We start from the raw sequence: 24,825 nt of genomic DNA, 5'->3' as shown, positions 1-24,825 counted from the left end.
CAAAAACCGCTAATTATCGACGCTAGGGGCCGCGGCTTCAACTCCCGGCGCGGACTAGGCTTCGGGAGGTCCTTGCCGGCGCGCGCGCTTGAAGCGGGGAATCGGGCCTCGCCGGGGGCGCGGCGCGCGATTTTCGTAAAAAACAAAGCGGCGGGGCTTGGAGCGGCGCGCGGGTGCGCTATGGTGAAAATACTCACTTTTCCGGACCGTCCGCCATGAAAATCGCTCACAAAGCCGGCCTGATTTCCGCGCTGGTGCTGGCCGTGACCTTGTCGACCCTGTCCTGGATGCAATACCTGAGCGTTGCGGACAGCATACGCGCGGGTAAAGAGCAGGAAGTGACCCAGACCAGCCAGGTGCTGGCCGAGCAGATCGCCAATTGGTTGAACGGCAAGCTGGCTCAGATCCAGCTGATGTCGGAGACCATAGACGCCGGTTTCAGCAACGAGCGCATTTTGGAGGTTTTCCAGCGGCCCATGCTCAAGAACGAGTTCAAGCTGGTGTTTGGCGGCTTGGACAGCGACGGCAAGAGAATCTCCAACGATCCGTCCTGGAATCCTCCTCCCACTTGGGACGCCCGCAAGCGGCCATGGTATCCGGTGGCCAAGGCGGCCGCCGGCGTCGGCCTGACCGATCCCTATCCCGACGCCGCGTCCGGCGAGATCCTGATTTCGGCGGTGGCCAAGCTGACCGACAAGGGCGCGTTCAAAGGCGCTTTCGGCGGCGACCTCAGCCTGAAGTCGGTTTCGGACGCGTTGAACACCGCCACCTTCAACGGCGCGGGCTACGCCTTCCTGCTGTCCGCCGACGGCAAAATCATCAGCCACCCGGACGCCAAGCTGAACGGCAAGAGCGTTGCGGAGTTGTTCGGCGGCAAAGCGCCGGCCCTGGACGGCAAGGTGCAGGAGGTGGAGGTCAACGAGCAGCGCCTGATGGTGGCGTTTCAGCCGCTGTCGCATCTGCAGCCGGCCAAGTGGCTGGTGGGCGTGGTGCTGGACGAGGGCAAGGTAATGGCCGAGGCCAAGCAGATAGGCTGGCGCGGCTTTTGGGGCGCGGTGATAGGCGTGCTGCTGAGCATGGTCATCCTCAGCACGCTGATGCAGCAGATCCTGCGGCGCCCCTTGCAGCAGCTCAAGCAGTCGCTGACCGAGCTCAACAGCGGCAACGGCGATCTGACGCGGCGCATAGACGAAAGCTCCCGCGACGAATTCGGCGAGGTGGCGAAGGAGTTGAACCGCTTCATCGCTTATCTGCAGCGGCTGATCGGCGATATCCGCCAGATTTCCACGCGCGTCCACCACGGCGCCGAGCAAAGCGCGGAAGAGGCGCAACAGAGCAGCGGCGAGGCCAGCCGTCTGCAAAGAGAGCTGGAGCAACTGGTGGCGTCCATCGGCCAGATGGCGGAGGCGTCCGGCGAAATGACGTCCAACGCCGGCGCGGTGGCCGAGGCCGCGCGGCAGGCGCACGAGGAAACCGGCAGCCGGATGGCGCTGGTGACGCAGTCCAGCCAGGCGATACGGCGTTTGGCCGACACCCTGGAGCAGACCTCGCTGTCCATGAACGAACTGGCCGAATTCAGCAAGAACATCGAATCCATCGTCAGAGTGATCACCGGCGTGGCCGAGCAGACCAATCTGCTGGCGCTGAACGCCGCGATCGAAGCGGCGCGGGCGGGGGAAATGGGACGCGGCTTCGCCGTGGTGGCGGACGAGGTGCGCAAGCTGGCTTCGCAAACCCAGGAGGCGACGCAGGAAATCCGCAGCATGATTGAGCAACTGCAGCGCGGCGTGAACGAGGCCCGGGACAAGATGGATGAAAGCCGCGATTGCGCCAGCAACACGGTGAAGGACGCCGAGCAGATCAGCGAGATGCTGACGCGCATCCGGGACGTGATCTCCGACATCAACGCCAAGAACAGCGACATCGCCGGCGCGGTGAGCCGCCAAAGCCAGATGACGCGGGACATCAACGACAGCGCGGGCAGCATTCAGCACATCGGCCAGCGTGTAAGCGACGCGGCGCAAGTGCAGTTGCGGCATTGCCAGGGCACCGCCGCCGACGTGGCCGAACAGGACGAGATGATCTCGCGCTTCCGGCTGGAGTAGCGCTGGGACGGATAGGCGGGAGGCATGAAAAAGCCGGAGCCGCATGGCGGCCCCGGCGCGGCGAATCTGGCGTTTATAGTGGCTGTTGCAGCTGTTGCAGGATTTGCGGGTTTTCCAGCGTGGACACGTCCTGGGTGATTTCCTCGCCCTTGGCGATGGAACGCAGCAGGCGGCGCATGATCTTGCCGGAGCGGGTTTTGGGCAGGTTCTCGCCGAAACGGATATCGTCCGGCTGGGCGATCTTGCCGATTTCGTGCGCCACCCAGTTTTTCAGCTCGGCCGCCACTTTCTTGGCTTCCTCGCCCTGAGGGCGAGCGCCCTTGAGCACCACGAAGGCCACCACCGCCTCGCCCTTGACCTCGTGCGGCTTGCCGACCACGGCGGCCTCCGCCACCAGCGGATTGGCCACCAGCGCGGATTCTATCTCCATGGTGCCCAGGCGGTGGCCGGACACGTTCAGCACGTCGTCGATGCGGCCCATGATCCAGAAATAGCCGTTCTCGTCGCGGTTGGCGGAGTCGCCGGCCAGATAGTACTGGCCGTTGAACTCTTCCGGGAAATAGGTTTTCTTGAAGCGTTCCGGATCGTTCCAGATGGTGCGCACCAGGCTGGGGAAGGGCTTCTTGATCACCAGGAAGCCGCCGCGGCCCGGGTCCACCTGAGCGCCGGACTCATCGACGATGTCGGCCATGATGCCCGGCAGCGGCAGCGTGCACGAGCCGGGTTTGGTGGCCACCGCGCCCGGCAGCGGCGAGATCTGGATGGAGCCGGTCTCGGTCTGCCACCAGGTGTCGACAATCGGGCAGCGGCCGCCGCCCACGGTTTCGTGATACCAGATCCAGGCCTCGGGGTTGATCGGCTCGCCCACGGTGCCGAGCAGGCGCAGGCTGGACAGATCGTGCTGCTTGGGCAGGTCCGCGCCCAGCTTGATCAGCGAGCGGATGGCGGTGGGCGCGGTATAGAAAATGCTGACCTTGTGCTGTTCTATCATGCGCCAGAAGCGGGAGGCGTCCGGATAAGTGGGCACGCCCTCGAAGATGACCTGGGTGGCGCCGTTGGCCAGCGGGCCGTAGCAGATATAGCTGTGGCCGGTGATCCAGCCCACGTCGGCGGTGCACCAGAACACGTCGTTGGGCTTGTAGTCGAACACCCAGCGGAAACTGTTGGCCGCGCCCAGCAGATAGCCGGCGCTGCTGTGCTGGATGCCCTTGGGTTTGCCGGTGGAGCCGGAGGTGTAGAGGATGAACAGCGGATCCTCGGCGTTCATCCACTCCGGTTCGCATTGTTCCGGCTGGCCGCTGACCAATTGATGCCACCACACGTCGCGGCCCTCGCTCCAGGCCACCTCGTTCTGGGTGCGCTGGTAGGCGACCACGTGTTTGACGCTGTCGCAGCCGTCCATCGCCAGCGCTTCGTCCACCGTGGCCTTCAGCGGCACGCTCTTGCCGCCGCGCAGGCCTTCGTTGGCGGTGATCACCAGCTTGGCGCCGGCGTCCTGGACGCGGTCGCGCACCGCGCCGGCGGAAAAGCCGCCGAACACCACGGAGTGGATGGCGCCGATGCGGGCGCAGGCCTGCATCGCCACGACGGCCTCGATCACCATCGGCATGTAAATCACCACGCGGTCGCCCTTGCTCACGCCCAGGCTCTTCAGGCCGTTGGCGAACTGGCAGACGCGGCGGTGCAGCTCGGCGTAAGTGACGCGGGTGACCGCGCCGTCGTCGGCTTCGAAAATCAGCGCGATGCGGTTGGCGTTGACCGGCAGGTGGCGGTCCAGGCAGTTGTAGGAAACATTGAGCACGCCGTCGTCGAACCACTTGAAGAACGGCGCCTGGCTATCGTCCAGCACGCGGGTGAACGGTTTTTTCCAGGAGATCTGATCGCGCGCCAGATCGCCCCAGAACGACAGGTAATCGGCGTCCGCCTGCTCGCACAGCGTGTGGTACGCCTCGATGCCGGAGATCGTCGCCTTTTGGCGGAAATCGTCGGAAGGCGGAAAGCTGCGGGTTTCCTTGAGGACGGATTCTAGCGTGGACATAAACTTCTCCTGGATTAACGGTGTAGCGATGCCGCCGCTCCGGAACCGCTGGAGCGGCGCGGTGGGTTGTAAAGGCAGGCCGACATCCTCGGCCCGGCCTTATGTCATTGTCAATGTTTGGAGGCGCCGGACGCGCCGATGCCGGTCATCGCGCGCACGAACTGGGCTTCGAACTTGGCTTTTTCCTCGTCGGCCTGGCGGGACTTGTCCAGCACCGAGATCAGCCAGGTGGAAACGAAGGCCAGAGTCATCGAGAAGATGGCCGGGTTCTTGTACGGGAACACCGCGTGCTCGTGCTTGAGCACCTCCACCCAGACCGTCGGACCCAGCACGATCAGCACCACCGCCGACAACAGGCCGATGAAGCCGCCGATCACCGCGCCGCGCGTGGTCAGCCCCTTCCAGAACATGGAGAGGAACAGCACCGGGAAGTTGGCCGAGGCGGCGATGGAGAAGGCCAGGCCCACCATGAAGGCGATGTTCTGTTTTTCGAACACCAGGCCCAGCACGATGGCCACCACGCCCAACACCACGGTGGTGATCTTGGACACGCGGATCTCGTCGGCCTCGTTGGCCTTGCCCTTCTTGATCACGCTGGCGTACAGATCGTGCGACACCGCCGACGCGCCGGACAGCGCCAGGCCGGCCACCACCGCCAGGATGGTGGCGAAGGCCACCGCGGAGATGAAGCCCAGGAACATGTCGCCGCCCACGGCCTCGGCCAGGTGCACCGCCGCCATATTGTTGCCGCCGATCAGCTGGGTGACGGATTTGCCGTTCTTGACCACGGTTTCCATCATGCCCGGCTGGTTCAGCACCAGCATGATGGCGCCGAAGCCGATGATGAAGGTGAGGATGTAGAAATAGCCGATGAAGCCGGTGGCGAAGAACACCGATTTGCGCGCTTCCTTGGCGTCGGACACGGTGAAGAAGCGCATCAGGATGTGCGGCAGGCCGGCGGTGCCGAACATCAGCGCCAGGCCCAGTGAAATGGAGTCGATCGGATCGGCCTTGCCCGGCGCCATGATGGCGACGCCCTTGCTATGCGCGGCCACCGCTTTTTCAAACATGACTTCCGGGCTGAAACCCACGGTGGCCAGCACCATGATGGCCATGAAGGTGGCGCCGGAGAGCAGCAGCACCGCCTTGATGATTTGCACCCAGGTGGTGGCCAGCATGCCGCCGAACAGCACGTAGCACACCATCAGCACGCCCACCATCAACACCGCCGAGCTATAGCTCATGCCGAACAAGAGCTGGATCAGCTTGCCGGCGCCCACCATCTGCGCAATCAGGTAGATGGCGACCACCACCAGGGTGGAGGTGGCGGCGAAGCTGCGCACCGGCGTCTGTTGCAAGCGGTAGGAGGCGACGTCGGCGAAAGTGTATTTGCCCAGATTGCGCAGGCGTTCCGCCACCAGGAACAGGATGACGGGCCAGCCCACCAGGAAGCCCATCGAATAGATCAGGCCGTCGTAGCCTTTTTCGAACACCATCGCGGAAATGCCGAGGAAGGACGCGGCGGACATATAGTCGCCGGCGATGGCGAGACCATTCTGGAAACCGGTGATGCCGCCGCCGGCCGCGTAAAAGTCGCTGGCGGACTTGGTGCGGCGCGCGGCCCAATACGTGACGCCCAGAGTGAAGGCCACGAAGAGCAGGAACATGATGATGGCGTGCCAGTTGGTGGCCTGTTGCTTGACATCGCCCTCAATGGCCCCGGCCGCCATGGCCAAGGAGGGCAGCAGAAGGCCGGAGACGCAGGCCAGTTGCAAGACGCGTTGCTTCATTGTTTGGACTCCTCGACGATTTGCTGGTTGAGCAGATCGAACTCGGTGTTGGCGCGGCGCACATAGATGCCGGTCAGCGCGAAGGCCGAGACGATGATCAGCACGCCGATGGGAATGCCCACCGTCATGGTGGCGCCCGCGCTGACGGGATGGCCCAGCGTAGCCGGCGAGAACGCCAGCACCAGGATGAAGCCGTAGTAGATGACCAGCATGACTAGGGTGAGCTGCCAACCCAGGCTGGTTTTCTTGTGCACCAGTTCCTTGAATTTGGGGTTGGACTGCACTTTCTTGAGTATGTCCTCGTTCATTGCATCCTCCTTTGTGGTCGCGACTTGGGTTGTCGCTGCTGAAAACATAAGGGAGGTGACGGAGGCGAATCTAATCGCTTTTTTTGATGCGGAAAATTATTCAGGCCGATGATGCAGTGCAAAAAATAAATAAAATCAATAACTTGGATTAGAATTTTTGCTCTTAATTCGGCGGCGAAATAGGGCTGATCGAACCAAAAAATCCAGGCCCGGACTGGGCGTCGCCGTCGCGGCGCGCCTTGCCGCAAATGCTTGGTGGGGCCGGCGGCGGGGCATAAAGCGCTTGTTATTTAGCCGGCATTGCGCCGAAAATGGCTCGCACAAGAGAAAACCATCATCGGCCGGGCTTAGCTCAGGCCGCCGCATCCGCCGCAGACCCGCCATCATGCCGCCCATGCCTGCCGCGTACGGCGATCCGGCCCGCCGCCAAGCATCCAAGTCAGGGGAGAACATGGAAATCTATCAGTTGCGCACCTTTGTCACCGTCGCCCAGCAAGGGCACCTGACACAGGCCGCCGAATTGCTGCACCTGTCGCAGCCGGCGGTCACCGCGCAAATCAAGGCCCTGGAAGAAGAAGTGGGCATGCAATTGTTCGAACGCAGCGCGGGCGGGGTGTCGCTGACCCGGACCGGCCAGGAATTGCTGCCGCAGGCGCAGGCGATACTGGGCGCGGCCAGCGGCATCATCAACCACGCGCGGCAATTGAAGGGCCAGTTGTCAGGCAAGGCGCGGCTAGGCGTCACCCTGACGCCGGACACCTTGAAGATCGGACCCTGGGTGGCGGGCCTGGTGGAGCGTTATCCCTTGCTGGACATCCAATTGCGCCACGGCGTCACCGTGGATGTGCTGAACCTGGTGCGCAAGAAAGAACTGGACGCCGGCTTCTATCTGGGCAAAAACCCCTATGTGAACGTCTCCACCGTCAAGCTGGCGGAATTGCCGTTCCGCATCGTCCTGCCCGCCGGCTGGGCGTCGCGTTTGGCCGGCGGCGGCTTGAGGGAATTGGGCAAATTGCCGTGGATCGGCATTTCGCAGTTTTCCAGTCTTTCCAAAATCACCGCGGAGTTGTGGCGAGAACTCAACATTTCGCCTAAGAAGGTAGCGGAGTGCGATCATCTCGACGCCATCCTTGAATTGGTGGCCTCCGGGGTGGGGGTGGCGCTGGCGCGGGAAGAGGCGGCGCAGGCCTGGCAAGACGCCGGCAGGTTGACAGTGCTGCCGGATGTGCGCAAATTGGCCGAGTTGCAATTCGTCTACCCGGCGGACCGGGCGGGCGATCCCGTGTTGGAAACCTTGTTGCAAGAATTGCTGCAGGTGTGGCGTTTGCCCGCCGTTGCGGCTTAGAACCTGCTTGTGATCCGCTGCGCGTCTTCAGGGCCGCGGCGCCTTCCTTGCAAGCAGGCGCTTAGGGCGGCTGCCGCGAGACGAGGCGGCCCGCCGGGTTTGATCGAGGAGTGGCAATGACCCGTAGTTGGTTGATCGGCGCGATGGAGAGTTACCGCAGCGCAGTGGAGCGCGGCCAGCAGCGCATGCTGGACGCCCAGCACGAGGCCTGTATCGTCTGGTGGTCGGCTTTTGCGCCGGCGTATCCGATGTCCCAGGGCGATTTGGAGCGCAGGCTGGACGACACCCTGTTGGTGGGCGCCAATCTGGTGCAGGCGCAAGCGGATACTCAGCGCGATTGGATGTTGCTGACCGAGCGTTGGCTGTCCGAGATGAACCGCGACGTGCAGGCCAGGCTGGACGCCGCCAGCGACGACGCGCCCTCGCTGCACCCGCTGTGTCGCGCCTGGCAGGTGGGCAGCCTGTCCGGCACCGCCTTGTCCAAGGTTTCCCGCCAAGTGGGACATTTCGCCGCCACCAGCCTGTCGTCCACGCCCTTGCGCGCCGCTTGCGACGCCAGGCGGGTGTGGAAGCGACAACGCTCCTGATTCTCTTTCCCATAACACTAGCGCACGCCATGCCTCGATATCCATCGAGGCATTTTGTTTTTATATCGAGTGCGGCGTTGTCTGATTTGAAGCCGGGACTGCATGGAGTGCGTGGCCTGGCTGTATTTGGTTTGATTTTTAATATTAATTAGAGTTTTATTTAAGAATTTAATTTTTTAATTTATAGGACGTTTTGTTGGTTTATTGCTTTGTTTTTCAATTGAAAATTTAGAGCGGGTTTTCAGGTATATTCAAGCGGTATCAGTGGTGGAACCTGTTCAAAGCTTTGCGCAGCGCGGCAGACCTTGAAACGCTTCGCGAAATTGGACGGCGCCGATTTTCAAGGAGCGGGCGATGGCGGCGGAAATGCGCGGCGTATTTAAAACATACCGGATGGACCAAGTGGAAGTGCCGGCTTTGCACAATGTGGAATTGAAAGTGGCCGCCGCCCGATTCACTGTTTTGGCCGGGCCGTCCGGCAGCGGGAAAAGCACGATTTTGCATTTGCTGGGAGGCGTGGACCGGCCCGACCGCGTCGAGGTTGTCGTCGCCGGGCAGAGCATGGCGGCCTTGAGCGACGACGCGCTTAGCGATTTTCGCGCTCGCCACCTGGGCTTTGTGTTTCAAAGCTTCAATTTGCTGCCGGTGCTGTCCGCGTTGGAAAACGTGGAATATCCGCTGCGGCTGCAGGGCGCGCCGGCGGCGCGGCGCAAAGCGCGGGCGCTGGAGATGCTGGCGGCGGTGGGCTTGGCGGACAAGGCGGCGCACCGGCCCGGCCAGTTGTCCGGCGGCCAGCGCCAGCGGGTGGCGATTGCGCGCGCGCTGGTGCACGAGCCGGCGCTGGTGTTGGCCGACGAGCCCACCGCCAATCTGGACAGCGGCACCGGCGCCGCCATCCTGGCGCTGCTCAGGCAGTTGCAGCGCGAGCGCGGCGTGGCGGTGGTGTTCTCCTCGCATGATCCGCTGGTGATCGCGGCGGCGGACGAGCGTTATCGGGTCAGCGACGGCCGGGTCCGCGCGCTGGCCGCCGGGGAGGCGCCGGCATGAATGTTCTGCAACTGGCCTGGCGCAATCTATTGCGCAATCGCCGCCGCACCTGGGCAAGCGCTTTGACCATGGCGGTGGGCATGGCGGGCGTGCTGTTGTTCGGCGGCTATCAGCGCGCGGTCCAGTACGGGCTGGAAACGGCTTTTGTCCGCAAGCTCGGCCATTTGCAGGTGCAGCATCGCGATTATCTGCAATACGGCAGCGGCAACCCGGCCGCTTACGGCATCCGCGACTACCGGCGCATCCAGCGCGAGATCGAGTCGGACCCGGAACTGAAGGGCATGTTGGCGGCCGTCACGCCGACCTTGACGCTGGGTGCCATCGCTGGCCATTACGCCAGCGGCACGTCGCGCACGGTGCTGGCGCAAGGCAGCGAGCCCGAAGGCCAGAACCGCTTGCTGCGCTGGGACGCGCGCGGTTTGCGCCAGGCGGCCAAGCCGATGGCCTTGACCGGCAGCGACGCCAACGCCGCGGTGCTGGGTGGCGGCGTCGCCAAGACTCTGGGGCTGTGCCTGTCCGACGGCGACCGGGCTTGCGCGGCGGCGGCGGCGGAAGGCGAGGGGCTGCCGCCGGACCTGGCGGCCTTGACCGGGCCGGCGCGCGCGGCGGACGGCAAGCGGATCGAACTGTTGACGGCCACCGCCGCCGGCGCGCCCAACGTCGCCCGTTTGCGGGTGTTGGGCGTGGAGCGGCAGGGCGCTCGGGAATGGGACGATGTCTATGTGGGCCTGCATCTGTCGCAGGCGCAACGGCTGCTGTACGGCGAGGGAGAGCCGATGGCGACGGCGATCTTGCTGCAGCTGAAGAGCAGCGGGCAGATCGAGGCCGCACGCCGGCGGCTGCAGCAGCTGTTTCAAGCCGGTTTGAGCGCGCAGCCGTTGGCGGCCCACGATTTCGCCGCGCTGCAGCCGCTGTACGAGCGCATCGTCGGCATGTTCGGCGCCATTTTCGGCTTCATGGCGGCGCTGATCGCCAGCGTGACGCTGTTCACCACCGGCAACACCATGAATATGGCGGTGATGGAGCGTACCCGTGAAATCGGCGCGCTGCGCTCCATCGGCCTGAGACGCGGCGGCGTCCAGCGGCTGTTCTTGTGCGAGGGCGCCCTGCTGGGCGTCATCGGCGGTTTGGGCGGCCTGCTGCTGTCGCTGGGCCTGGCCTGGCTGATCAACCGCGCCGGCCTGAGCTGGCTGCCTCCGGGCGTGGTGGATCCCAGCCCCATCCTGATCCGGATCTGGGGCGAGACGCCGCTGCTGGCTTCGTGCATGGGCGGTTTGATGGCGGTGGCGCTGCTATCGTCGTGGTGGCCGTCGCGCCGGGCGGCGCGCTGGAACATCGTCGACGCCTTGAGGCAGGCCTGAGTCGGCATGGCGGATGAGGGAAGGGAGCGGAAAATGAAGCGCGCGCGCATATTGGGCTTGGTTTTGCTGGGCTGGCAGGGTTTGGCCTGGGCCGCGCCGGACGCGCAGCAGATACTGGCCTGGAGCGACGAGGTGCGCAATCCGGGCAAGTCTTTCAGCCTGAAGGTCGACCTGCTCAGCTATAAGCAAGGCAAGCCTAGCGAAGCCAGCTCGCTGGTGTTGTATTCACGGGCCGATCCGCGGCGCGGCCAGTTTCGCAGCCTGTTGCGCTTTGTCAGCCCCAGCCGCGACGCGGGCAAGCTGACCTTGAAAAGCGGCAAGGATTTATGGGTGTTCGACCCGGCGAGCCAGGCCAGCGTGCCGATTTCGCCGCAGCAACGACTGCTGGGCCAGGCGGCCAACGGCGACGTGGTGACGGTGAACTGGCCCCTGGACTATCTGGCCACCCTCGCGGCGGAGGAAACCGTGATGGACGGCGACCGCCAGCCGCGCGCCAGCTACAAGCTGCGGCTGAGCGCGAGGCGGCCGGACGTGACTTATCACGCCATTGAGCTGTGGGTGGATCGCGACGGTTACCGCAGCCGCAAGGCGCAGTTCTACGCCGCCAGCGGCGAGTTGCTGAAAACGGCTTATTACCGCGGCTACCGCCAGGCCCTGGGCCGGGACCGCCCCACTGAAACCGTCATCATCGACGGCCTCAATCCGCAGTGGGTAACCGTGATGCGCAAGAGCGGTTTCGCTTGGCGCGAGGTGCCCGAGGCCTGGCTGCAGCGGGATTATCTGCCGCGGTTCCGGGTGGAGTGAGTGGCGGCGGTACGCTCAAATCCGCAACAAGGCGTCGCTGTCCTCCGCGTCCATGGTGTGCGGCTCGCCCACCAGCAGCGGATCGGCCGCTCGGGCGACGCGCGCGTCCTTGTCCGGGTAGTCCAGCCGGGACAGGAAGTAGCGGATGCAGTTGAGGCGGGCCCGCTTCTTGTCGTCGGATTTCACCACCGTCCACGGCGCGTCGCCGGTATGGGTGTGGAAGAAGGTCGCTTCCTTGGCCGCGGTGTAGTCGTCCCATTTGTCCAGCGACTGTATGTCTATGGGCGACAGTTTCCAGTGCTTCAAGGGATCGTCGCGGCGGGAGATGAAGCGGCGCAGCTGTTCCTCGCGGCTGACCGAGAACCAGAACTTGAACAGACGGATGCCGCTGTTGACCAGCATGCGCTCCAGTTGCGGCGTCTGGCGCATGAACTCCAGATATTCATGCGGATGGCAAAAACCCATCACGCGCTCGACGCCGGCGCGGTTGTACCAGGAGCGGTCGAAGAAGACGATCTCGCCGGCGGTGGGCAGGTGTTCGATGTAACGCTGGAAGTACCATTGGCCGCGCTCGCGGTCCGACGGCTTTTCCAGCGCCACCACGCGCGCGCCGCGCGGGTTCAGGTGTTCCATATAGCGTTTGATGGTGCCGCCCTTGCCGGCGGCGTCGCGGCCTTCGAACAGGATCACGATCTTCTGGCCGCTTTCCTTGACCCAGTTCTGCACTTTCAACAGTTCGATCTGCAGCGCCTGCTTCTGCAACTCGTACTCCGGGCGGCGCATCCGCGTGCGGTAGGGGTAGCTGGCCGGCAGTTCGGCGCTGACGCTGTCCTCCGCGCTGCCTTGCGGCGCGGCGGCCACTTGCAAGGCCACCGGCTGCTGACTGACGGTTTCGATGGCTTGCACCGATTCCTGGTGCGCGCGCTCCACATTGTTGCGGCGGTGGGAGGCGGTTCGGCGCGGCGGCTTGACGGCCGGCGGCTGGGCGTCGGCGTCCGCTTCCGCGGGCAGGGGGGCTTGGGGCTGGTTTGTGTTTTGTGTCATGCAAGCTCCTTTGCGAGGGATAAAACCATGCTACTCCCATGGAAAACCGGTGTCGATGCGCGCGCTTTGGCGCGGCCGGAACACCGTTGGAGTCCGCAATGGGCGTTTTGTCACAAGGCAAAGCTTTTCATGCCGATTTCATGCATATTCATGCCATTGTGTTTTGACGGCGGAGCGGACTATGTGGGCGGTTGAGGTGAACGGGGTGTCTAAAAGCTACTGGATGGAGCAGGTGAGGGTGCCGGCGCTGGCCGATGTCAGCCTCAAGATCGCCGCGGCGCGCTTCACCGTGCTGTCCGGCCAGTCCGGCAGCGGCAAGACCACGCTGCTGAATCTGATCGGCGGCATAGACCGCGCCGACGTTGGAGAAATCGAGGTGGCGGGACAGGCGCTGAACCGTTTGAGCGATGACGCGCTCAGCGATTTTCGCGCGCGCCACATCGGCTTCATCTTCCAGAACTTCAATCTGATGCCGGTCTTGTCGGCTTTCGAGAACGTCGAATACCCACTGCAATTGCAAGGCGTGCCGGCGCGGCAGCGGCGCGAGCGGGCGCTGGAGATGTTGGCGGCGGTGGGCTTGGCGGACAAGGCGGCGAACCGGCCCGGCCAGCTGTCCGGCGGGCAGCGCCAGCGGGTGGCGATTGCGCGCGCGCTGGTGCACGAGCCGGCCTTGGTGCTGGCCGACGAACCCACCGCCAATCTGGACAGCCAGACCGGAGCGTCCATCCTGGCCCTGTTGCGCCAATTGCAGCGAGAACGCCGAGTGGCGGTGGTGTTCTCCTCGCATGACCCGCAGGTGATCGCGGCGGCGGACGAGCGTTACCTGGTCAGCGACGGCCGGGTCGGCGTCTTGAACGCGGGGGAGGCCTTGGCGTGAACACCTTGAAACTGGCTTGGCGCAATCTGCTGCGCAACCGTCGCCGCACCTTGGCGACCTTGTCCACCATGATCATAGGCCTGGTGGCGGTGCTGCTCTTCGGCGGTTACAACCGCACGGTGCAATACGGCTTGCAAACCGGCATGGTGCGCGCGGGCGGCCATCTGCAGGTGCAGCACCGGGATTACTTCCTGTACGGCAGCGGCAATCCGGCCGCTTACGGCATCCGCGACTACCGCGCGGCGATGCGGCTGATCGAGAACGATCCGGTGCTGCGGCCCATGCTGACCGTGGTCACGCCCACGCTGAGCCTGGGCGGCATCGCCGGTCATTATTCCGCCGGCGCCTCGCGTACGGTGATTGCGCGCGGCAGCGAGGTGGACGCCCAGAACCGCTTGCGGCGCTGGGACGATTACGGCTTCAACGACAAGCGCAAGCCGGTGGCGCTGACCGGCACCGCGCCGAACGCGGCGGTGATAGGCACCGGGGTGGCGCGGGTGCTGCAACTGTGCGCGGCCTTCAAGCTCAAGGATTGCGCGCCGCCGCCGGCTCCGCCGGGCGGCAAGGACCTGCCGGCCGATCTGGAGGCCTTGGCCGCGGCGGCGCCGCCGGCCAGCGTCCGCGACGATCAGATCGAACTGCTGGCCGCCACCGCCGCCGGCGCGCCCAATGTGGCCCGTCTGCAAGTGGCCAAGGTGGAGAGCCAGGGCATCAAGGAGCTGGACGATATGTATGTCGGCCTGCATCTGCGCCAGGCGCAACAGCTGGTGTACGGCCAGGGCGAGCCGATGGCCACCGCCATCGTGTTGCAGCTGCGGCACACCGCGCAGATTCCGGAGGCCGAGGCGCGTTTGCGTCAGCTGTTCGCCACCCGCTTGCGCGGCCAGCCGCTGGCGGCGCACGACTTCGCCACGCTGCAGCCGCAATACGGCCAGATCACCGGCATGTTCGGCACCATTTTCGGCTTCCTGGCGGTGTTGATCGCCTGCGTGGCGCTGTTCACCATAGGCAACACCATGAATATGGTGGTGCTGGAGCGCACGGTGGAGATCGGCACGCTGCGGGCGATGGGCCTGCGCCGCCGCGGCATCCAGCGGCTGTTCCTGTGCGAAGGCTGGCTGCTGGGCCTGGGCGGCGGGGTGCTGGGCATCGCGCTGGCGCTGTTGCTGGCCTGGCTGATCAATCACGCCGGGCTGACCTGGCTGCCGCCGGGGCAGGTGGACCCCAGCCCCATCCTGGTGCGGGTATGGGGCGAGTGGCGGATGATGGCGGTGACCGCCGGCGGTTTGATGGCGATGGCGCTGCTGTCGTCGTGGTGGCCGGCGCGGCGGGCGGCGGCGGCCAATATCGTGGAGGCTTTGCGTCATGCGTGAAACGTTTGGAATCTCTACCGGCATGAAGACGACACGCTGGGCCGCGTTGAGCGTTGCCCTGTGGGCGGCGTCGGCGCTGGCGGCGCCGGACGCGCAGACCATCCTGGCCAATAGCGACGCGGTGCGCAATCCGGAACGCTCTTTCGGGCTGGTGGTGTCCCTGGTCAGCTATAAGGACGGCAAGCAGAACGAGGCCAGCGCGCTGGCGGTGTATTCGCGCGCCGATCAGAAAAGCGGCCAGTTCCGCAGCCTGCTGCGTTTCATCAATCCCAAGCGGGACGCCGGCAAGCTGATGCTCAAGAGCGGCAACGATCTGTGGTTTTTCGATCCGGCGAGCAAGGCCAGCGTGCCGATTTCGCCGCAGCAGCGGCTCTTGGGCCAGGCGGCCAACGGCGACGTGGTCACCGTCAATCTGGCGCTGGACTATCAGGCGGCGCTGGCCGGCGAGGAAACGATACTGGACGGGGACCGCCAGGCGCGGCTTTGCTACAAGTTGCGGCTGAGCGCGCGCAATCCCGGCGTCACCTACCACGCCATCGATCTGTGGGTGGACCGCGACGGCTACCGCAGCCGCAAGGCGCAGTTCTACGCCGAAAGCGGCGGTTTGCTGAAGACCGCGTATTACCGCGCTTACCAGCCGGTGCTGGGACGCGAGCGCCCAACCGAGACCGTGATCATAGACGGCCTCAATCCGCGCTGGATCACCGTGCTGCGCAATAGCCAGTTCGCCTGGCGCGAGGTGCCGGAAGCCTGGCTGCAGCGCGATTATCTGCCGCGCTTCCGGGCCGAATGACGATGCGGCGGCTGGCGTTTGGGCTGGCGCTGGTCTGCGCCGCCGCGCGGGGCGCAGACGCGTCGCCGGAGGAGGACGCGCTGCGGCTGGCCGATCAGACCCGGATGGAGGATGACAAGCCGCGGGATCTGAAGCTTCAACTGGAGGCCGCCGCCTTGTCGCCGCGGCCGGGGGAGGACGGCCAGCGGCTGTCCTTCGATCTGCGCTGGGACGGCCGGCTGAGCCCGGCCTGGCGCGGCGTGCTGGCCAACCGGCTGGATTGGCGCTTCGCCGGCTCGCCGCGGCGGGACCACGGCGTCAACACCTTGAAGGAAGCGTATCTGAGCCGCGAGTTCGGCGTCGAGACGATGATGGACCTGGGGCGTATCAATACCCGCTACGGCGTGGCCGTCGGCTACAACCCCACCGATTTTCTCGGCGCGGGCACCGTGCGCTCGGTGGTGTCCGCGGACCCGGACAGCCTGCGGCAAAACCGCTTGGGCAACGCCATGTTGCGCTGGCAGAAGCTGTGGGACCGCGGCTCCTTGACCGCGATCTGGTCGCCCAAGCTGGGGTCGGGGCCGAATCCGGACGGCGCCAGCCTGGACTGGGGCGCCAGCAATCCCCGGCAGCGGCTGCTGTTGGCCGGCAGTTATCGCTTTGCGGAGAACCTCAATCCGCAATGGCTGCTGTTGCAGGAGCAAGGCCGTTCGCCTCAGCTGGGCTTCAATCTGTCGCGCGTGCTCGGCGACGCCACCGTGGTTTATCTGGAATGGGCCGGCGGCCGGCAGCGGACCGATTGGAGGCAAAGCCTGGGACGGCCGGACTCTGCCTGGCGCAATCGCCTGTCCGGCGGCTTGAGCTGGACCGGCGCCAATAAGCTGAGCCTGACGCTGGAGGGACAGCAGGACGGGGCGGCGCCGGACCGGGACGAATGGCGCGCGTTGCGCGCGAGGCCCGCGCTCTACGGCGCTTATCGGGCGGGGGTGGGCGCCGGCGGCGGTCTGCCTACCCGGCGCGCCGCCTTGCTGCGCGCGCATTGGCAGGATGCGCTGGTGGACGATCTGGACGTGACCGCGATGCGCAGCTTCGACCTGGTGGACCACAGCGGCATGAATTGGGCGGAGGCCCGCTATCACCTGGGGCCGGCGGATCTGGCCTTGCAGTGGCAACGCTTCGACGGTGCGCCGGACAGCCGTTACGGCGCCAGCCCGGCGCGGCGGGTCTGGCAAGTGCTGTTCGACTATTTCTTCTGAGCGCCTGTTCACGATCCGCCGCGCTGCGGCGAAGCCTTGCAAACCCCTTCGAAATTCCCGTGCCTCGTACGGCTATTCCATTCTCTCCGCCGCAGCGCCCTGTCTCGTCCCGGCTCGCGACCGCGCGGACAGCCCTGAGTCGGCGCGCGCGATGACCGCCGCGTCGCGGGAAGGCATGGCGAGCGGCGGGGAAAGCAACCATAGTGATGTGTGGGCGACGCGATGTCGCTAGGCGTCGATAGGATCCTGACGGAGGGGGACGGGCATGGGCATGAATACGGCGGCCGCTTTGCAAACGTATCTGCGTTCCTGGAATACGGCGGGCTGCCTGCACGGCGTGGCCGCCGTCTCGCTGGCCGACGGCGAACGGGTGGCGGTGGCCGGCGGCATGGCCGATCCCGGCCTGGGCGTGGCCAACGAGAAGGACACCGTGTTTCGCATCGGCTCGCTGAGCAAGAGCTTCACCGCGGCCGCCTTGCTGCAGCAGGTGGCCCAGGGGCGGCTGGAGCTGAGCGACAGCCTGGAGCGCTTCTTCCCCGATTTCCCCAATGCGGCGGGCATCAGCCTGCATCAATTGCTGAATCACAGCGCCGGCACCGCCAATTTCACCAGCGCGGCCGAGTATTGGCCGACGCGGATGCGGCTGGCGCACCGGCCGCAGGAACTGCTGGACTGGGCGCACGCCTTGCCGCCGGCCTGCCCGCCCGGCATCGCCCACGCTTACAGCAATACCGGCTATTTGTTGCTGGCGGCCATTGTGGAGCGGGTCGCGGATCAGGACTTCGCCAGCTATCGGCAGCAATACCTGTTCCGGCCGCTGGGCCTGGAGCGCACCTATGTCGACGACGGCCGCGTCATCCTGCCGCAAGCCGCGCGCGGCCTGCATCCGGGAGCGCCATGGCGCTACGCGGAACCTATGGACATGTCGGTGGCCTGGGGCGTTTACGATCTGGCCTCCAGCGCCGGCGATCTGTGCCGCTGGTTGGAGGCCCTGCAGCGGGGAGAGGCGTTGCCGGCCCGGCTGGCGGCCTTGATGCTGGACGTGGGGGCCTTGGAGTATGCCTACGGGTTTTACGGCGAGGACTGGACGCTGGCCGGCCGCCGGCAGCGGCTGGCCCAGCATTTTGGCGACGTCAACGGCTTCTTCGCCTTCATGAGCGTCTTGCCCGGCGGCGGCGGTGTGGTGGCGCTGACCAACGCCTTCGGCTCGCCGGTGGAGCGTTTGGGCAGGGATTTGGCGCGCATCGCCAGCGGAGAAACGCTGGAAGCGCTGCCGCCGCCGGGACGGCAGCAGCCGGACGAGCAGTTGTTCGTCCCCGGTCGCTATGAGAACGGGGAAGGGGCGTGGCTGGAGTTGTTTTACAACGAGCACGGCTGCTATGCGCGCAGTCCGCGCCGTTACGATCTGCCCATCGCCTACCCGTTGACGGTGACGGCGCAGACGCCGCAACTGGCGCGCGCCGCCGTGCTGCCGGAGACCTTGTTGATAGAGGAAGGGACCTTGCAATGGTGCGACGCGGAGGGGGTGACCAGGCGTCTGCGGCGGCAGTAGGCGGTTTGTCCGGCGGGATGGCGTGGTCTATCGTGAGAACAGACAAAACCAAGCCAGCTTTCGAGTCGAGGCCGAGAATTGACGGACTTTAAACAAGGGGCGCGGGGGTGGCGTTTCCGGGCCTTTCTCGCTGTCTTTCCATGGCGCGCGTGCGGGATGGGGGTTCTGGTGCCCTTGCTGGCCCTGTCCGCGCAATGGCTGTTGTGGGACTGGGTCCGCCCTTACGCCTGGTTCCTGTTTTATCCCGCCGTCTTCCTCTCCGCCATGCTGGGCGGGCTGGCCGGCGGCCTGGTCGCCACCGCCTTGTCGGTGCCGCTGGTCTGGTATCTGTTCATCCCCCCGCAATGGAGCTTCGCCATCGCCCGGCCGGCGGATGCCGCCTCCATTGTCCTGTTCGCGCTGTGCGGCTTGATGTTGAGCCTGTTCAGCCAGCGCCTGATCAGCCGCCGCTCGCGCTGGGCGGAGAGCGAACTGACGCGTCAGCAGGCCTTGTTGCACGCCATCATCGACAACTCCACCGCGGTGATTTTCGTCAAGGACGTGGACGGCCGCTATTTATTGGTCAACCAGCGCTATCCCGAGTTGTTCCATATCAGCGCGGAGGCTATGCGCGGCTTGCGCGACGAGGATCTGTTCCCGCCTGAGGTGGTGGCCAGTTTGCGCAGCGCCGACTTGGAGGTGTTGAGCAGCGGGCAGGCGCGCGAATACGAGGAGACGGTGCCGCAGGACGATGGCCCGCACACCTATCTGGTGTACAAGTTTCCCCTGCGCGATGCCAAGGGGCGAGCCTACGCGGTGTGCGGCATCGCCTCCGACATCAGCGCGCTCAAGCGCGCCGAGGCGGAACAGAGGCAGCGGGAGGAGTGGCTGCGGGAAATGAGCGCCATCGCCCGGGTGGGTGGGTGGTGGTTCGATCCCGCCAGCGGGGACGGCGGCTGGACCTCGGAAGTGGCCCGCATTCACGATCTGCCGGCCGACGAGCCGATCAACACCCGCATTGGACTGAGTTTTTTCCACGGCGAAGACCGACAGCGCATCGAGGAGGCCGTGCGCCGGGTGGTGGCGGAAGCCGAACCCTATGATCTGGAGTTGCAACTGCTGAGCGCAAGCGGCCAGCGCAAATGGGTGCGCGTGTCCGGCAGACCGGTGCTGGCGGACGGCAAGGTGGTGTCGGTACGCGGCGCGATGCAGGATGTGTCCGAGCGCAAGGCCATGGAAAACGCCTTGCTGGAGAGCGAGGAAAGGCTGTCGCTGTTCATCGAGCACGCGCCGGCGGCGCTGGCGATGTTCGATCGCGACATGCGTTATCTGGCCGCCAGCCGCCGCTGGCTCGACGATTACCGTTTGGACGGCGAGACGCTCATCGGCCGATCCCACTATGAGGTATTTCCGGAAGTCCCCGCCGTCTGGCGGGAGGTGCATCGGCGGGCGCTGGCCGGGGAGGTGATACGCGAGGAGGAGGACCGCTTTCTGCGCCTGGACGGCGCGGCGCAGTGGCTGTGCTGGGAAGTGCGGCCATGGCATGCGCGCGACGGATCCATCGGCGGCATCGTGATATTCACCGAGGACATCACCGTCCGCAAATCCATGGAAGAAGAGCGCCACCGGCTGGCGGAAGCGCTGGATCAATCGGCGCAGCCGGTGGTGATGACCGACGCGGCCAAGAACATCTTGTACGTCAACGCCGCGTTCGGCGAACTGATGGGGTATCCGATGGGCGATTTGCTGGGCTCGTCGATCTCCCGCTTCATCCCGGACGACCCGGCAAGGAGGGCGGAACGGGCGGCGCTGGAACGGCAGGTGGTGGAACAAGGGCGCTGGAGCGGCGAACTGGCCCGCGTCGCCCGCAACGGCGAAATCATCCCGGTGTACGCTTCCGTCACCGCCATGCACGATCTGTCCGGCGCGTTTTGCGGCTTTTTCGGCACCTATAACGATTTACGGCCGTTGCGTGAAAAAACCCAGGCGCTGGCCAGCGCCGAAGCGCGGTATCGCAGCGTGCTGGATCATGCGGCCGACGCGGTCTTGGTGGCGGACGCGGAAGGGCGTTATCAGTACGCCAATCTGCAAGCCTGTCAGCTATTGGGCTATGAGGAAGCGGAAATCCTGGCGATGCGGGTGGGCGATTTCAGCGTCGACTCCGCGGCGGGCGATGCGCAGTCCTTGTTCCGGCGCCTGCTGTCCGACGAGCAGCTGAGCGCCGAGATGCTGTTGCGGCGCAAGGACGGCGCCGAGGTGCCGGTGGAAGTGAACGCGATCCGCCTGCCGGACGGCGGGGTCTACGGCGCTTTCCGCGACATCACTCTGAGACGGCAGGCGGCGGAACGGATCCGTCAGCTGTCGATGGCGGTGGAACAGAGCCCGGAGAGCGTCGTCATCACCGATCTGGAGACGCGGATCGAATACGTCAACGAAGCCTTTGTCCGCAATACCGGCTACAGCCGGGAAGAAGTGATGGGGCGAACGCCCAATCTGCTCAAGTCCGGGCTGACCCCGGCGGAAACCTATGCCGAACTCTGGGAGGCGCTGCGGGCCGGCAAGCCGTGGAAAGGCGAGCTGTTCAACCGGCGCAAGGACGGCAGCGACTATGTGGACTTCGCCCATATCTCGCCTATCCGTCAGCCGGACGGCAGAATCAGCCATTATCTGTCCTTGCAGGAGGATATCAGCGAGAAAAAACGCCTGGGCCTGGAACTGGACCAGCATCGTCATCATCTGGAAGAGTTGGTGGCGATGCGCACCGCCGAGGTGCGCGCCACCAGCGCCAAACTGCAAACGACCCAGTTCGCCATGGACAGCGTGGGCATAGGCATACATTGGGTGGACGTCGCCAGCGGGCGGCTGATCTACGTCAACCGCTACGCGGCGCAATTGCTGGGCTACGACATCGAAGACATGCTGCGCCTGAACGTGTCCGACATCGTGCCCGACACCACGCCCGACCTTTACGCGCGCACCGTGGAGCGCCTGCGGCAACAGAGCCGGGCGCAGTTCGAAACCTGGCAAAGAACGCGGGACGGGCGGCTGGTGGCGGTGGAGATGATTTTGTACTATTTGCCGGACACGCCGGGCGCCTCGGACACCATCATCGGTTTCGTCACCGACATCACCCGGCGCAAGGAAACCGAGCAGGCTCTGGTGCGCGCCAAGGAGGACGCGGAAGCGGCCAATCTGGCCAAGAGCGCCTTCGTCGCCAATATGAGCCATGAAATCCGTACGCCCTTGAACGCCATCATCGGTTTCACCCACTTGCTGATGCGCACCCAGCCGCGGCCGGAGCAGCAGGCCAAGCTGGAAAAGGTGCTGGTGGCCAGCGGGCATCTGCTCTCCATCATTAACGACATTCTGGATCTGTCCAAGATCGAAGCCGGCAAGTTGTCGCTGGAGCGGACCGACTTCTCCGTCGGGGCGCTGTTCGACCATGCGCGGTCGCTGATCGACGAAGCGGCGCAGGCCAAGGGCTTGCGCGTGGAGATCGATTACGCCGGCGTGCCGCCGTGTCTGCGCGGCGATCCCACCCGCCTGCGCCAGGCCTTGCTCAACTACGCCGGCAACGCGGTCAAATTCACCGAGCGGGGCACGATAGCCCTGCGCGCCCGGCTGCTGAGGAGCGAGGGCGAGCGCCTGCTGCTGCGCTTCGAGGTGCGCGACACCGGCATAGGCATTCCCGCCGACAAGCTGGCCGGCCTGTTCCAGGCGTTTCAGCAGGCGGACGATTCCACCACCCGCAAATACGGCGGCACCGGCCTGGGGTTGGCGATCACCCAGCGGCTGGCGGCCTTGATGGGCGGCGAAGTGGGGGTGGAACGCCGGGAAGGACAGGGCAGCGTGTTTTGGCTGACCGCCTGGCTGACCCTGGGGCGGAGCGTGGCGGCCGAGCCCGCCGGCGTGGAGCCGGACGAGGTGGAGGCCGAACTGCGCTTGCGCGCGGACGCGCGGGTGCTGGTGGTGGAGGACGACGTGATCAACCAGGAAGTGGCGCTCTGGCTATTGGGCAGCGTCGGCCTGAGAGCCGAGCTGGCGAGGAACGGCCGCGAGGCCGTGGAGTGCGCCGCCGCGAGCGAATACGATCTGGTGCTGATGGACGTGCAGATGCCGGAGCTGGACGGCTTGGAGGCGACGCGCCGGATCCGGGCCATGCCGAGCTGGGAGCGGGTCCCGATTCTGGGCATGACCGCCAACGCCTTCGACGAGGATCGCCAGCGTTGCCTGGAGGTCGGCATGAACGACTTCGTGGCCAAGCCGGTGGACCCGGAACAGCTGTTCGGCTTGCTGCTGAAATGGCTGCCGTCGATGATTCCGCCCGAGAGGATCCGCGTCGATCCGACGCCGGAAAGCGGGCGCCGGGAACAGTTGATGAGGCTGCCCGGCGTGGACCTGGAGGCGGGCCTGCGCATCGTCGGGGACGACCTGGAGCGTTTTGAGCGCTTGCTGCGCAAATTCGCGGGCATGCACCGCGACGACTTGGCCAGGCTGCAGGGCCTGGCGCGGGCCGAGGAGGGCGAGGAGGCATGCCGTATCGCTCATTCGCTGAAAGGCGCCGCCGGCTCCTTGGGGCTGGTCCGCATCCAGACCGAGGCCGCCGCGCTGGAAGCCGTCTTGCGGCAAGGGCGGCTTGAGGAGGCTATGCCCGGCATGCAGGCGCTGGGCCTGGAGCTGACGGCCTTGTGCGCGGCCCTGGACGCCTTGCCGGCAATGGCATAAGCGCGCCAGATTCTGGCCTTTTCATGCAACTTGGCGCAGCTTATTGAGTCAATCAATAGGATGAAGTCATTTTTTCCGATGGCCGGCGGCCATTCCGGTCGCCGGCCGGGCGCGAAGATCCGGCCTGGCGTTGGACGCGAGGCAGGCTGGCGCCGATGCGCCGAGGACGCGGAAGGTTTCTCTACATGAATATCCCTTTAGGCACTATCGAAGGCTTCTACGGCAAGCCGTGGAATTGGGCGCAGCGGGAGCTGCTGGTCACCACGCTGGCGGCGCACGGCTACCGTTTCTATCTGTACGCGCCCAAAGCGGACGCGTATCTGCGCCGCCAGTGGCAGCTGGACTACCCGGCTGAGCAGGAGGCTAGGCTGGCGGCGTTCGCCGCTCATTGCCGGCGGCAGGAGGTTGGTTTCGGCATGGGGCTGAGCCCGTACGAAGCGTATCTGGATTTCAACGACGAGGCCCGCCAGGCGCTGGCGCGCAAGCTGGAGCAACTGCAGCGCATCGGCGTCAGCCAACTGGCCATCCTGTTCGACGATATGCGCGGCGATCTGCCCGATCTGGCGGAGCGCCAGGCGGAGATCGTCGCCTGGGTGCGGCAGCGCTGCACGGTGGAGCGTTTGTTGGTCTGCCCCAGCTATTATTCCAGCGATCCGGTGCTGGACCGGGTGTTCGGCCAGCGCCCGGCCGGCTATCTGCAGCAACTGGGCCAGTGGCTGGCGCCGGACATCGATATTTTCTGGACCGGCGAGGAGGTGTGCTCGCGCGAAATCTCGCCTGGACACCTGCTGCAAGTGGGCAAATGGCTGGGCCGCAAGCCGGTGTTGTGGGACAACTACCCGGTGAACGACGGCGCGCGGATGTCGCAATACCTGCACCTGCGCGGCTTCACCGGGCGGTCCGCGGCCAACGCCGAGCTGCTGGCGGCGCATGGGATCAATCCGGCGCAGCAAGCCGCGCTCAGCCTGATTCCCGCGCTGACGCTGGCGGACAGCTACCGCTTGGGGCCGCGCTATCAATACGGCGCCTCGATGCGCCGGGCGGCCCAGGTGGTGGCCGGCGAGGAACTGGCCGACATGCTGTGGCGGGATCTGCTGCTGCTGCAGGACGTGGGGCTGGATCAACTGGGCGAGCGCGCGGCGGAACTGCGCGCGCGTTACGCGGCGGTGGAGCACCCTTGCGCGCACGAAGTGGTGGCCTGGCTGGATGGCGAGTATCGGATCAGCGAGCTTGAGGTGCAGACTCAGTAGGGAGGCTACTTGGCGTTACATGCCTTTACAACTGACTAACAGACGGGGGCGGGCCGGGACGCCTAGGATGAGCAGCAAGGAAACACCAAAGCCTGGCGTCGCGGCCGCACTGAGCAGACGGACGCCCCCCTGACCCGACTGGAGAATGTCATCATGAAAAAACTGAGCCTGATCGTACTGTCCGCCGCTTTCGCCCTGAGCTCCGCCGCCGGTTTCGCCGCCGAAGCCGCCAAGCCGGCTTCCGCCCCGGCCGCCAAAGCCGCTCCCGCCGCCAAGAAAGCGCAGCACAAGGCGGTGAAGAAGCACGCTTCCGCTCCGGCGCAGAAAGCCCAGGCGGCCAAGGCGGAAGCCTCCGCCCCGGCCAAGGCCGCCAAGAAGCCGGCGCAGCACAAGAAGCACGTCGCCAAGAAAGCCCACAAACAAGCGGCCTCCGCTCCGGCTCAGAAAGCGCAAGCGGCCAAGGCGGAAGCTTCCGCTCCGGCCAAGGCCGCCAAGAAACCGGCGCAGCACAAGAAGCACGCTGCTAAAAAGACCCACAAGAAAGCCGCGGCTTCCGCAGCCAAGTAAGCTGAAAGAGGCCGCGCTCAGCGCGGCCCGAACGGGGACGAAGGG

The 24,825-nt window shown here is 65.4% G+C and carries 18 protein-coding genes; 14 read left to right on the top strand and 4 right to left on the bottom strand.

Annotated elements, in window-relative coordinates; translation table 11 throughout:
* The first annotated feature begins 215 nt into the window (after positions 1-215).
* Positions 216-2,105, top strand: a complete 1,890-nt coding sequence (locus tag QUG03_RS12680; RefSeq protein ID WP_253314134.1) for a methyl-accepting chemotaxis protein — start codon at positions 216-218, stop codon at positions 2,103-2,105.
* Positions 2,106-2,178: 73 nt separating this feature from the next.
* Here the strand turns inward: QUG03_RS12680 and acs are convergent, their stop codons facing one another.
* From acs to QUG03_RS12665, 3 genes are all read right to left on the bottom strand, one after another.
* Positions 2,179-4,143 (bottom strand): acetate--CoA ligase, encoded by a 1,965-nt coding sequence (acs, locus tag QUG03_RS12675; protein ID WP_500820148.1) that lies wholly within the window; start codon positions 4,141-4,143, stop codon positions 2,179-2,181.
* 110 nt (positions 4,144-4,253) lie between these two features.
* Entirely contained in the window at positions 4,254-5,933 is a 1,680-nt protein-coding gene (locus QUG03_RS12670) for a cation acetate symporter (protein ID WP_107800216.1), read from the bottom strand.
* The gene (locus QUG03_RS12665; protein ID WP_107800215.1) at positions 5,930-6,241 is read right to left on the bottom strand and encodes a DUF485 domain-containing protein; all 312 of its coding nucleotides are present in this window, start codon (positions 6,239-6,241) and stop codon (positions 5,930-5,932) included. Before QUG03_RS12665 ends, QUG03_RS12670 begins: the two co-directional genes overlap by 4 nt.
* Positions 6,242-6,692: 451 nt before the next feature.
* Between QUG03_RS12665 and QUG03_RS12660 the strand changes: the two genes are divergently transcribed.
* The 5 genes from QUG03_RS12660 (at position 6,693) to QUG03_RS12640 (ending at position 11,385) form a co-directional block, all read left to right on the top strand.
* The gene (locus QUG03_RS12660) at positions 6,693-7,586 is read left to right on the top strand and encodes a LysR family transcriptional regulator (protein ID WP_500820147.1); all 894 of its coding nucleotides are present in this window, start codon (positions 6,693-6,695) and stop codon (positions 7,584-7,586) included.
* Between the two features lie 116 nt (positions 7,587-7,702).
* A complete protein-coding gene (locus tag QUG03_RS12655) occupies positions 7,703-8,173 on the top strand; it encodes a hypothetical protein (protein WP_146176693.1) in 471 nt (156 codons plus the stop codon).
* Positions 8,174-8,566: 393 nt separating this feature from the next.
* A complete protein-coding gene (locus QUG03_RS12650; protein WP_500820146.1) occupies positions 8,567-9,220 on the top strand; it encodes an ABC transporter ATP-binding protein in 654 nt (217 codons plus the stop codon).
* Entirely contained in the window at positions 9,217-10,581 is a 1,365-nt protein-coding gene (locus QUG03_RS12645; RefSeq protein ID WP_500820145.1) for an ABC transporter permease, read from the top strand. Before QUG03_RS12650 ends, QUG03_RS12645 begins: the two co-directional genes overlap by 4 nt.
* A gap of 33 nt (positions 10,582-10,614) precedes the next feature.
* Entirely contained in the window at positions 10,615-11,385 is a 771-nt protein-coding gene (locus tag QUG03_RS12640) for an outer membrane lipoprotein-sorting protein (RefSeq protein ID WP_500820144.1), read from the top strand.
* Positions 11,386-11,400: 15 nt separating this feature from the next.
* On the opposite strand, the gene ppk2 is transcribed toward QUG03_RS12640, so the two are convergent.
* Positions 11,401-12,252, bottom strand: a complete 852-nt coding sequence (gene ppk2 / locus QUG03_RS12635) for a polyphosphate kinase 2 (RefSeq protein WP_199226031.1) — start codon at positions 12,250-12,252, stop codon at positions 11,401-11,403.
* Positions 12,253-12,634: 382 nt separating this feature from the next.
* Here ppk2 and QUG03_RS12630 point away from each other — a divergent pair, with 382 nt between their 5' ends.
* The 8 genes from QUG03_RS12630 to QUG03_RS12595 all read left to right on the top strand — a co-directional run bounded on the left by QUG03_RS12630 (position 12,635) and on the right by QUG03_RS12595 (position 24,780).
* Positions 12,635-13,306: an ABC transporter ATP-binding protein gene (locus QUG03_RS12630; RefSeq protein ID WP_253314138.1), complete on the top strand. Its 672-nt coding sequence runs from the start codon at positions 12,635-12,637 to the stop codon at positions 13,304-13,306.
* Positions 13,303-14,679, top strand: a complete 1,377-nt coding sequence (locus tag QUG03_RS12625; protein ID WP_500820143.1) for an ABC transporter permease — start codon at positions 13,303-13,305, stop codon at positions 14,677-14,679. Before QUG03_RS12630 ends, QUG03_RS12625 begins: the two co-directional genes overlap by 4 nt.
* A gap of 22 nt (positions 14,680-14,701) precedes the next feature.
* On the top strand, positions 14,702-15,472 hold the full coding sequence (locus QUG03_RS12620) for an outer membrane lipoprotein-sorting protein (RefSeq protein ID WP_500820142.1): 771 nt from the start codon (positions 14,702-14,704) through the stop codon (positions 15,470-15,472).
* A 2-nt stretch (positions 15,473-15,474) separates the two neighbouring features.
* On the top strand, positions 15,475-16,707 hold the full coding sequence (locus tag QUG03_RS12615; protein WP_500820141.1) for a hypothetical protein: 1,233 nt from the start codon (positions 15,475-15,477) through the stop codon (positions 16,705-16,707).
* A gap of 265 nt (positions 16,708-16,972) precedes the next feature.
* Positions 16,973-18,259 (top strand): serine hydrolase domain-containing protein, encoded by a 1,287-nt coding sequence (locus QUG03_RS12610; protein ID WP_107800205.1) that lies wholly within the window; start codon positions 16,973-16,975, stop codon positions 18,257-18,259.
* Positions 18,260-18,415: 156 nt separating this feature from the next.
* A complete protein-coding gene (locus tag QUG03_RS12605) occupies positions 18,416-22,963 on the top strand; it encodes a PAS domain S-box protein (protein WP_500820140.1) in 4,548 nt (1,515 codons plus the stop codon).
* 185 nt (positions 22,964-23,148) lie between these two features.
* Entirely contained in the window at positions 23,149-24,213 is a 1,065-nt protein-coding gene (locus QUG03_RS12600; protein ID WP_500820139.1) for a beta-N-acetylglucosaminidase domain-containing protein, read from the top strand.
* Positions 24,214-24,366: 153 nt separating this feature from the next.
* Positions 24,367-24,780, top strand: coding sequence for a hypothetical protein (locus QUG03_RS12595; RefSeq protein ID WP_227107660.1), 414 nt, complete (start codon positions 24,367-24,369; stop codon positions 24,778-24,780).
* Positions 24,781-24,825 lie beyond the last annotated feature (45 nt).

Source organism: Chromobacterium sp. CCUG 30098 (assembly GCF_059916605.1).
This window is presented reverse-complemented; position numbering and strand designations above follow the sequence as displayed.

Excerpts from the sequence above, each read along its gene's own strand:
- QUG03_RS12640 (WP_500820144.1), top strand. The coding sequence starts at position 10,615 with ATGAAGCGCGCGCGCATATTGGGCTTGGTTTTGCTGGGCTGGCAGGGT.
- QUG03_RS12600 (WP_500820139.1), top strand. The coding sequence starts at position 23,149 with ATGAATATCCCTTTAGGCACTATCGAAGGCTTCTACGGCAAGCCGTGG.
- QUG03_RS12645 (WP_500820145.1), top strand. The coding sequence starts at position 9,217 with ATGAATGTTCTGCAACTGGCCTGGCGCAATCTATTGCGCAATCGCCGC.
- QUG03_RS12605 (WP_500820140.1), top strand. The coding sequence starts at position 18,416 with ATGGGGGTTCTGGTGCCCTTGCTGGCCCTGTCCGCGCAATGGCTGTTG.
- QUG03_RS12680 (WP_253314134.1), top strand. The coding sequence starts at position 216 with ATGAAAATCGCTCACAAAGCCGGCCTGATTTCCGCGCTGGTGCTGGCC.
- QUG03_RS12670 (WP_107800216.1), bottom strand. The coding sequence starts at position 5,933 with ATGAAGCAACGCGTCTTGCAACTGGCCTGCGTCTCCGGCCTTCTGCTG.
- acs (WP_500820148.1), bottom strand. The coding sequence starts at position 4,143 with ATGTCCACGCTAGAATCCGTCCTCAAGGAAACCCGCAGCTTTCCGCCT.
- QUG03_RS12610 (WP_107800205.1), top strand. The coding sequence starts at position 16,973 with ATGGGCATGAATACGGCGGCCGCTTTGCAAACGTATCTGCGTTCCTGG.
- QUG03_RS12665 (WP_107800215.1), bottom strand. The coding sequence starts at position 6,241 with ATGAACGAGGACATACTCAAGAAAGTGCAGTCCAACCCCAAATTCAAG.
- QUG03_RS12660 (WP_500820147.1), top strand. The coding sequence starts at position 6,693 with ATGGAAATCTATCAGTTGCGCACCTTTGTCACCGTCGCCCAGCAAGGG.
- QUG03_RS12615 (WP_500820141.1), top strand. The coding sequence starts at position 15,475 with ATGCGGCGGCTGGCGTTTGGGCTGGCGCTGGTCTGCGCCGCCGCGCGG.
- QUG03_RS12595 (WP_227107660.1), top strand. The coding sequence starts at position 24,367 with ATGAAAAAACTGAGCCTGATCGTACTGTCCGCCGCTTTCGCCCTGAGC.
- QUG03_RS12650 (WP_500820146.1), top strand. The coding sequence starts at position 8,567 with ATGGACCAAGTGGAAGTGCCGGCTTTGCACAATGTGGAATTGAAAGTG.
- QUG03_RS12620 (WP_500820142.1), top strand. The coding sequence starts at position 14,702 with ATGAAGACGACACGCTGGGCCGCGTTGAGCGTTGCCCTGTGGGCGGCG.
- QUG03_RS12655 (WP_146176693.1), top strand. The coding sequence starts at position 7,703 with ATGACCCGTAGTTGGTTGATCGGCGCGATGGAGAGTTACCGCAGCGCA.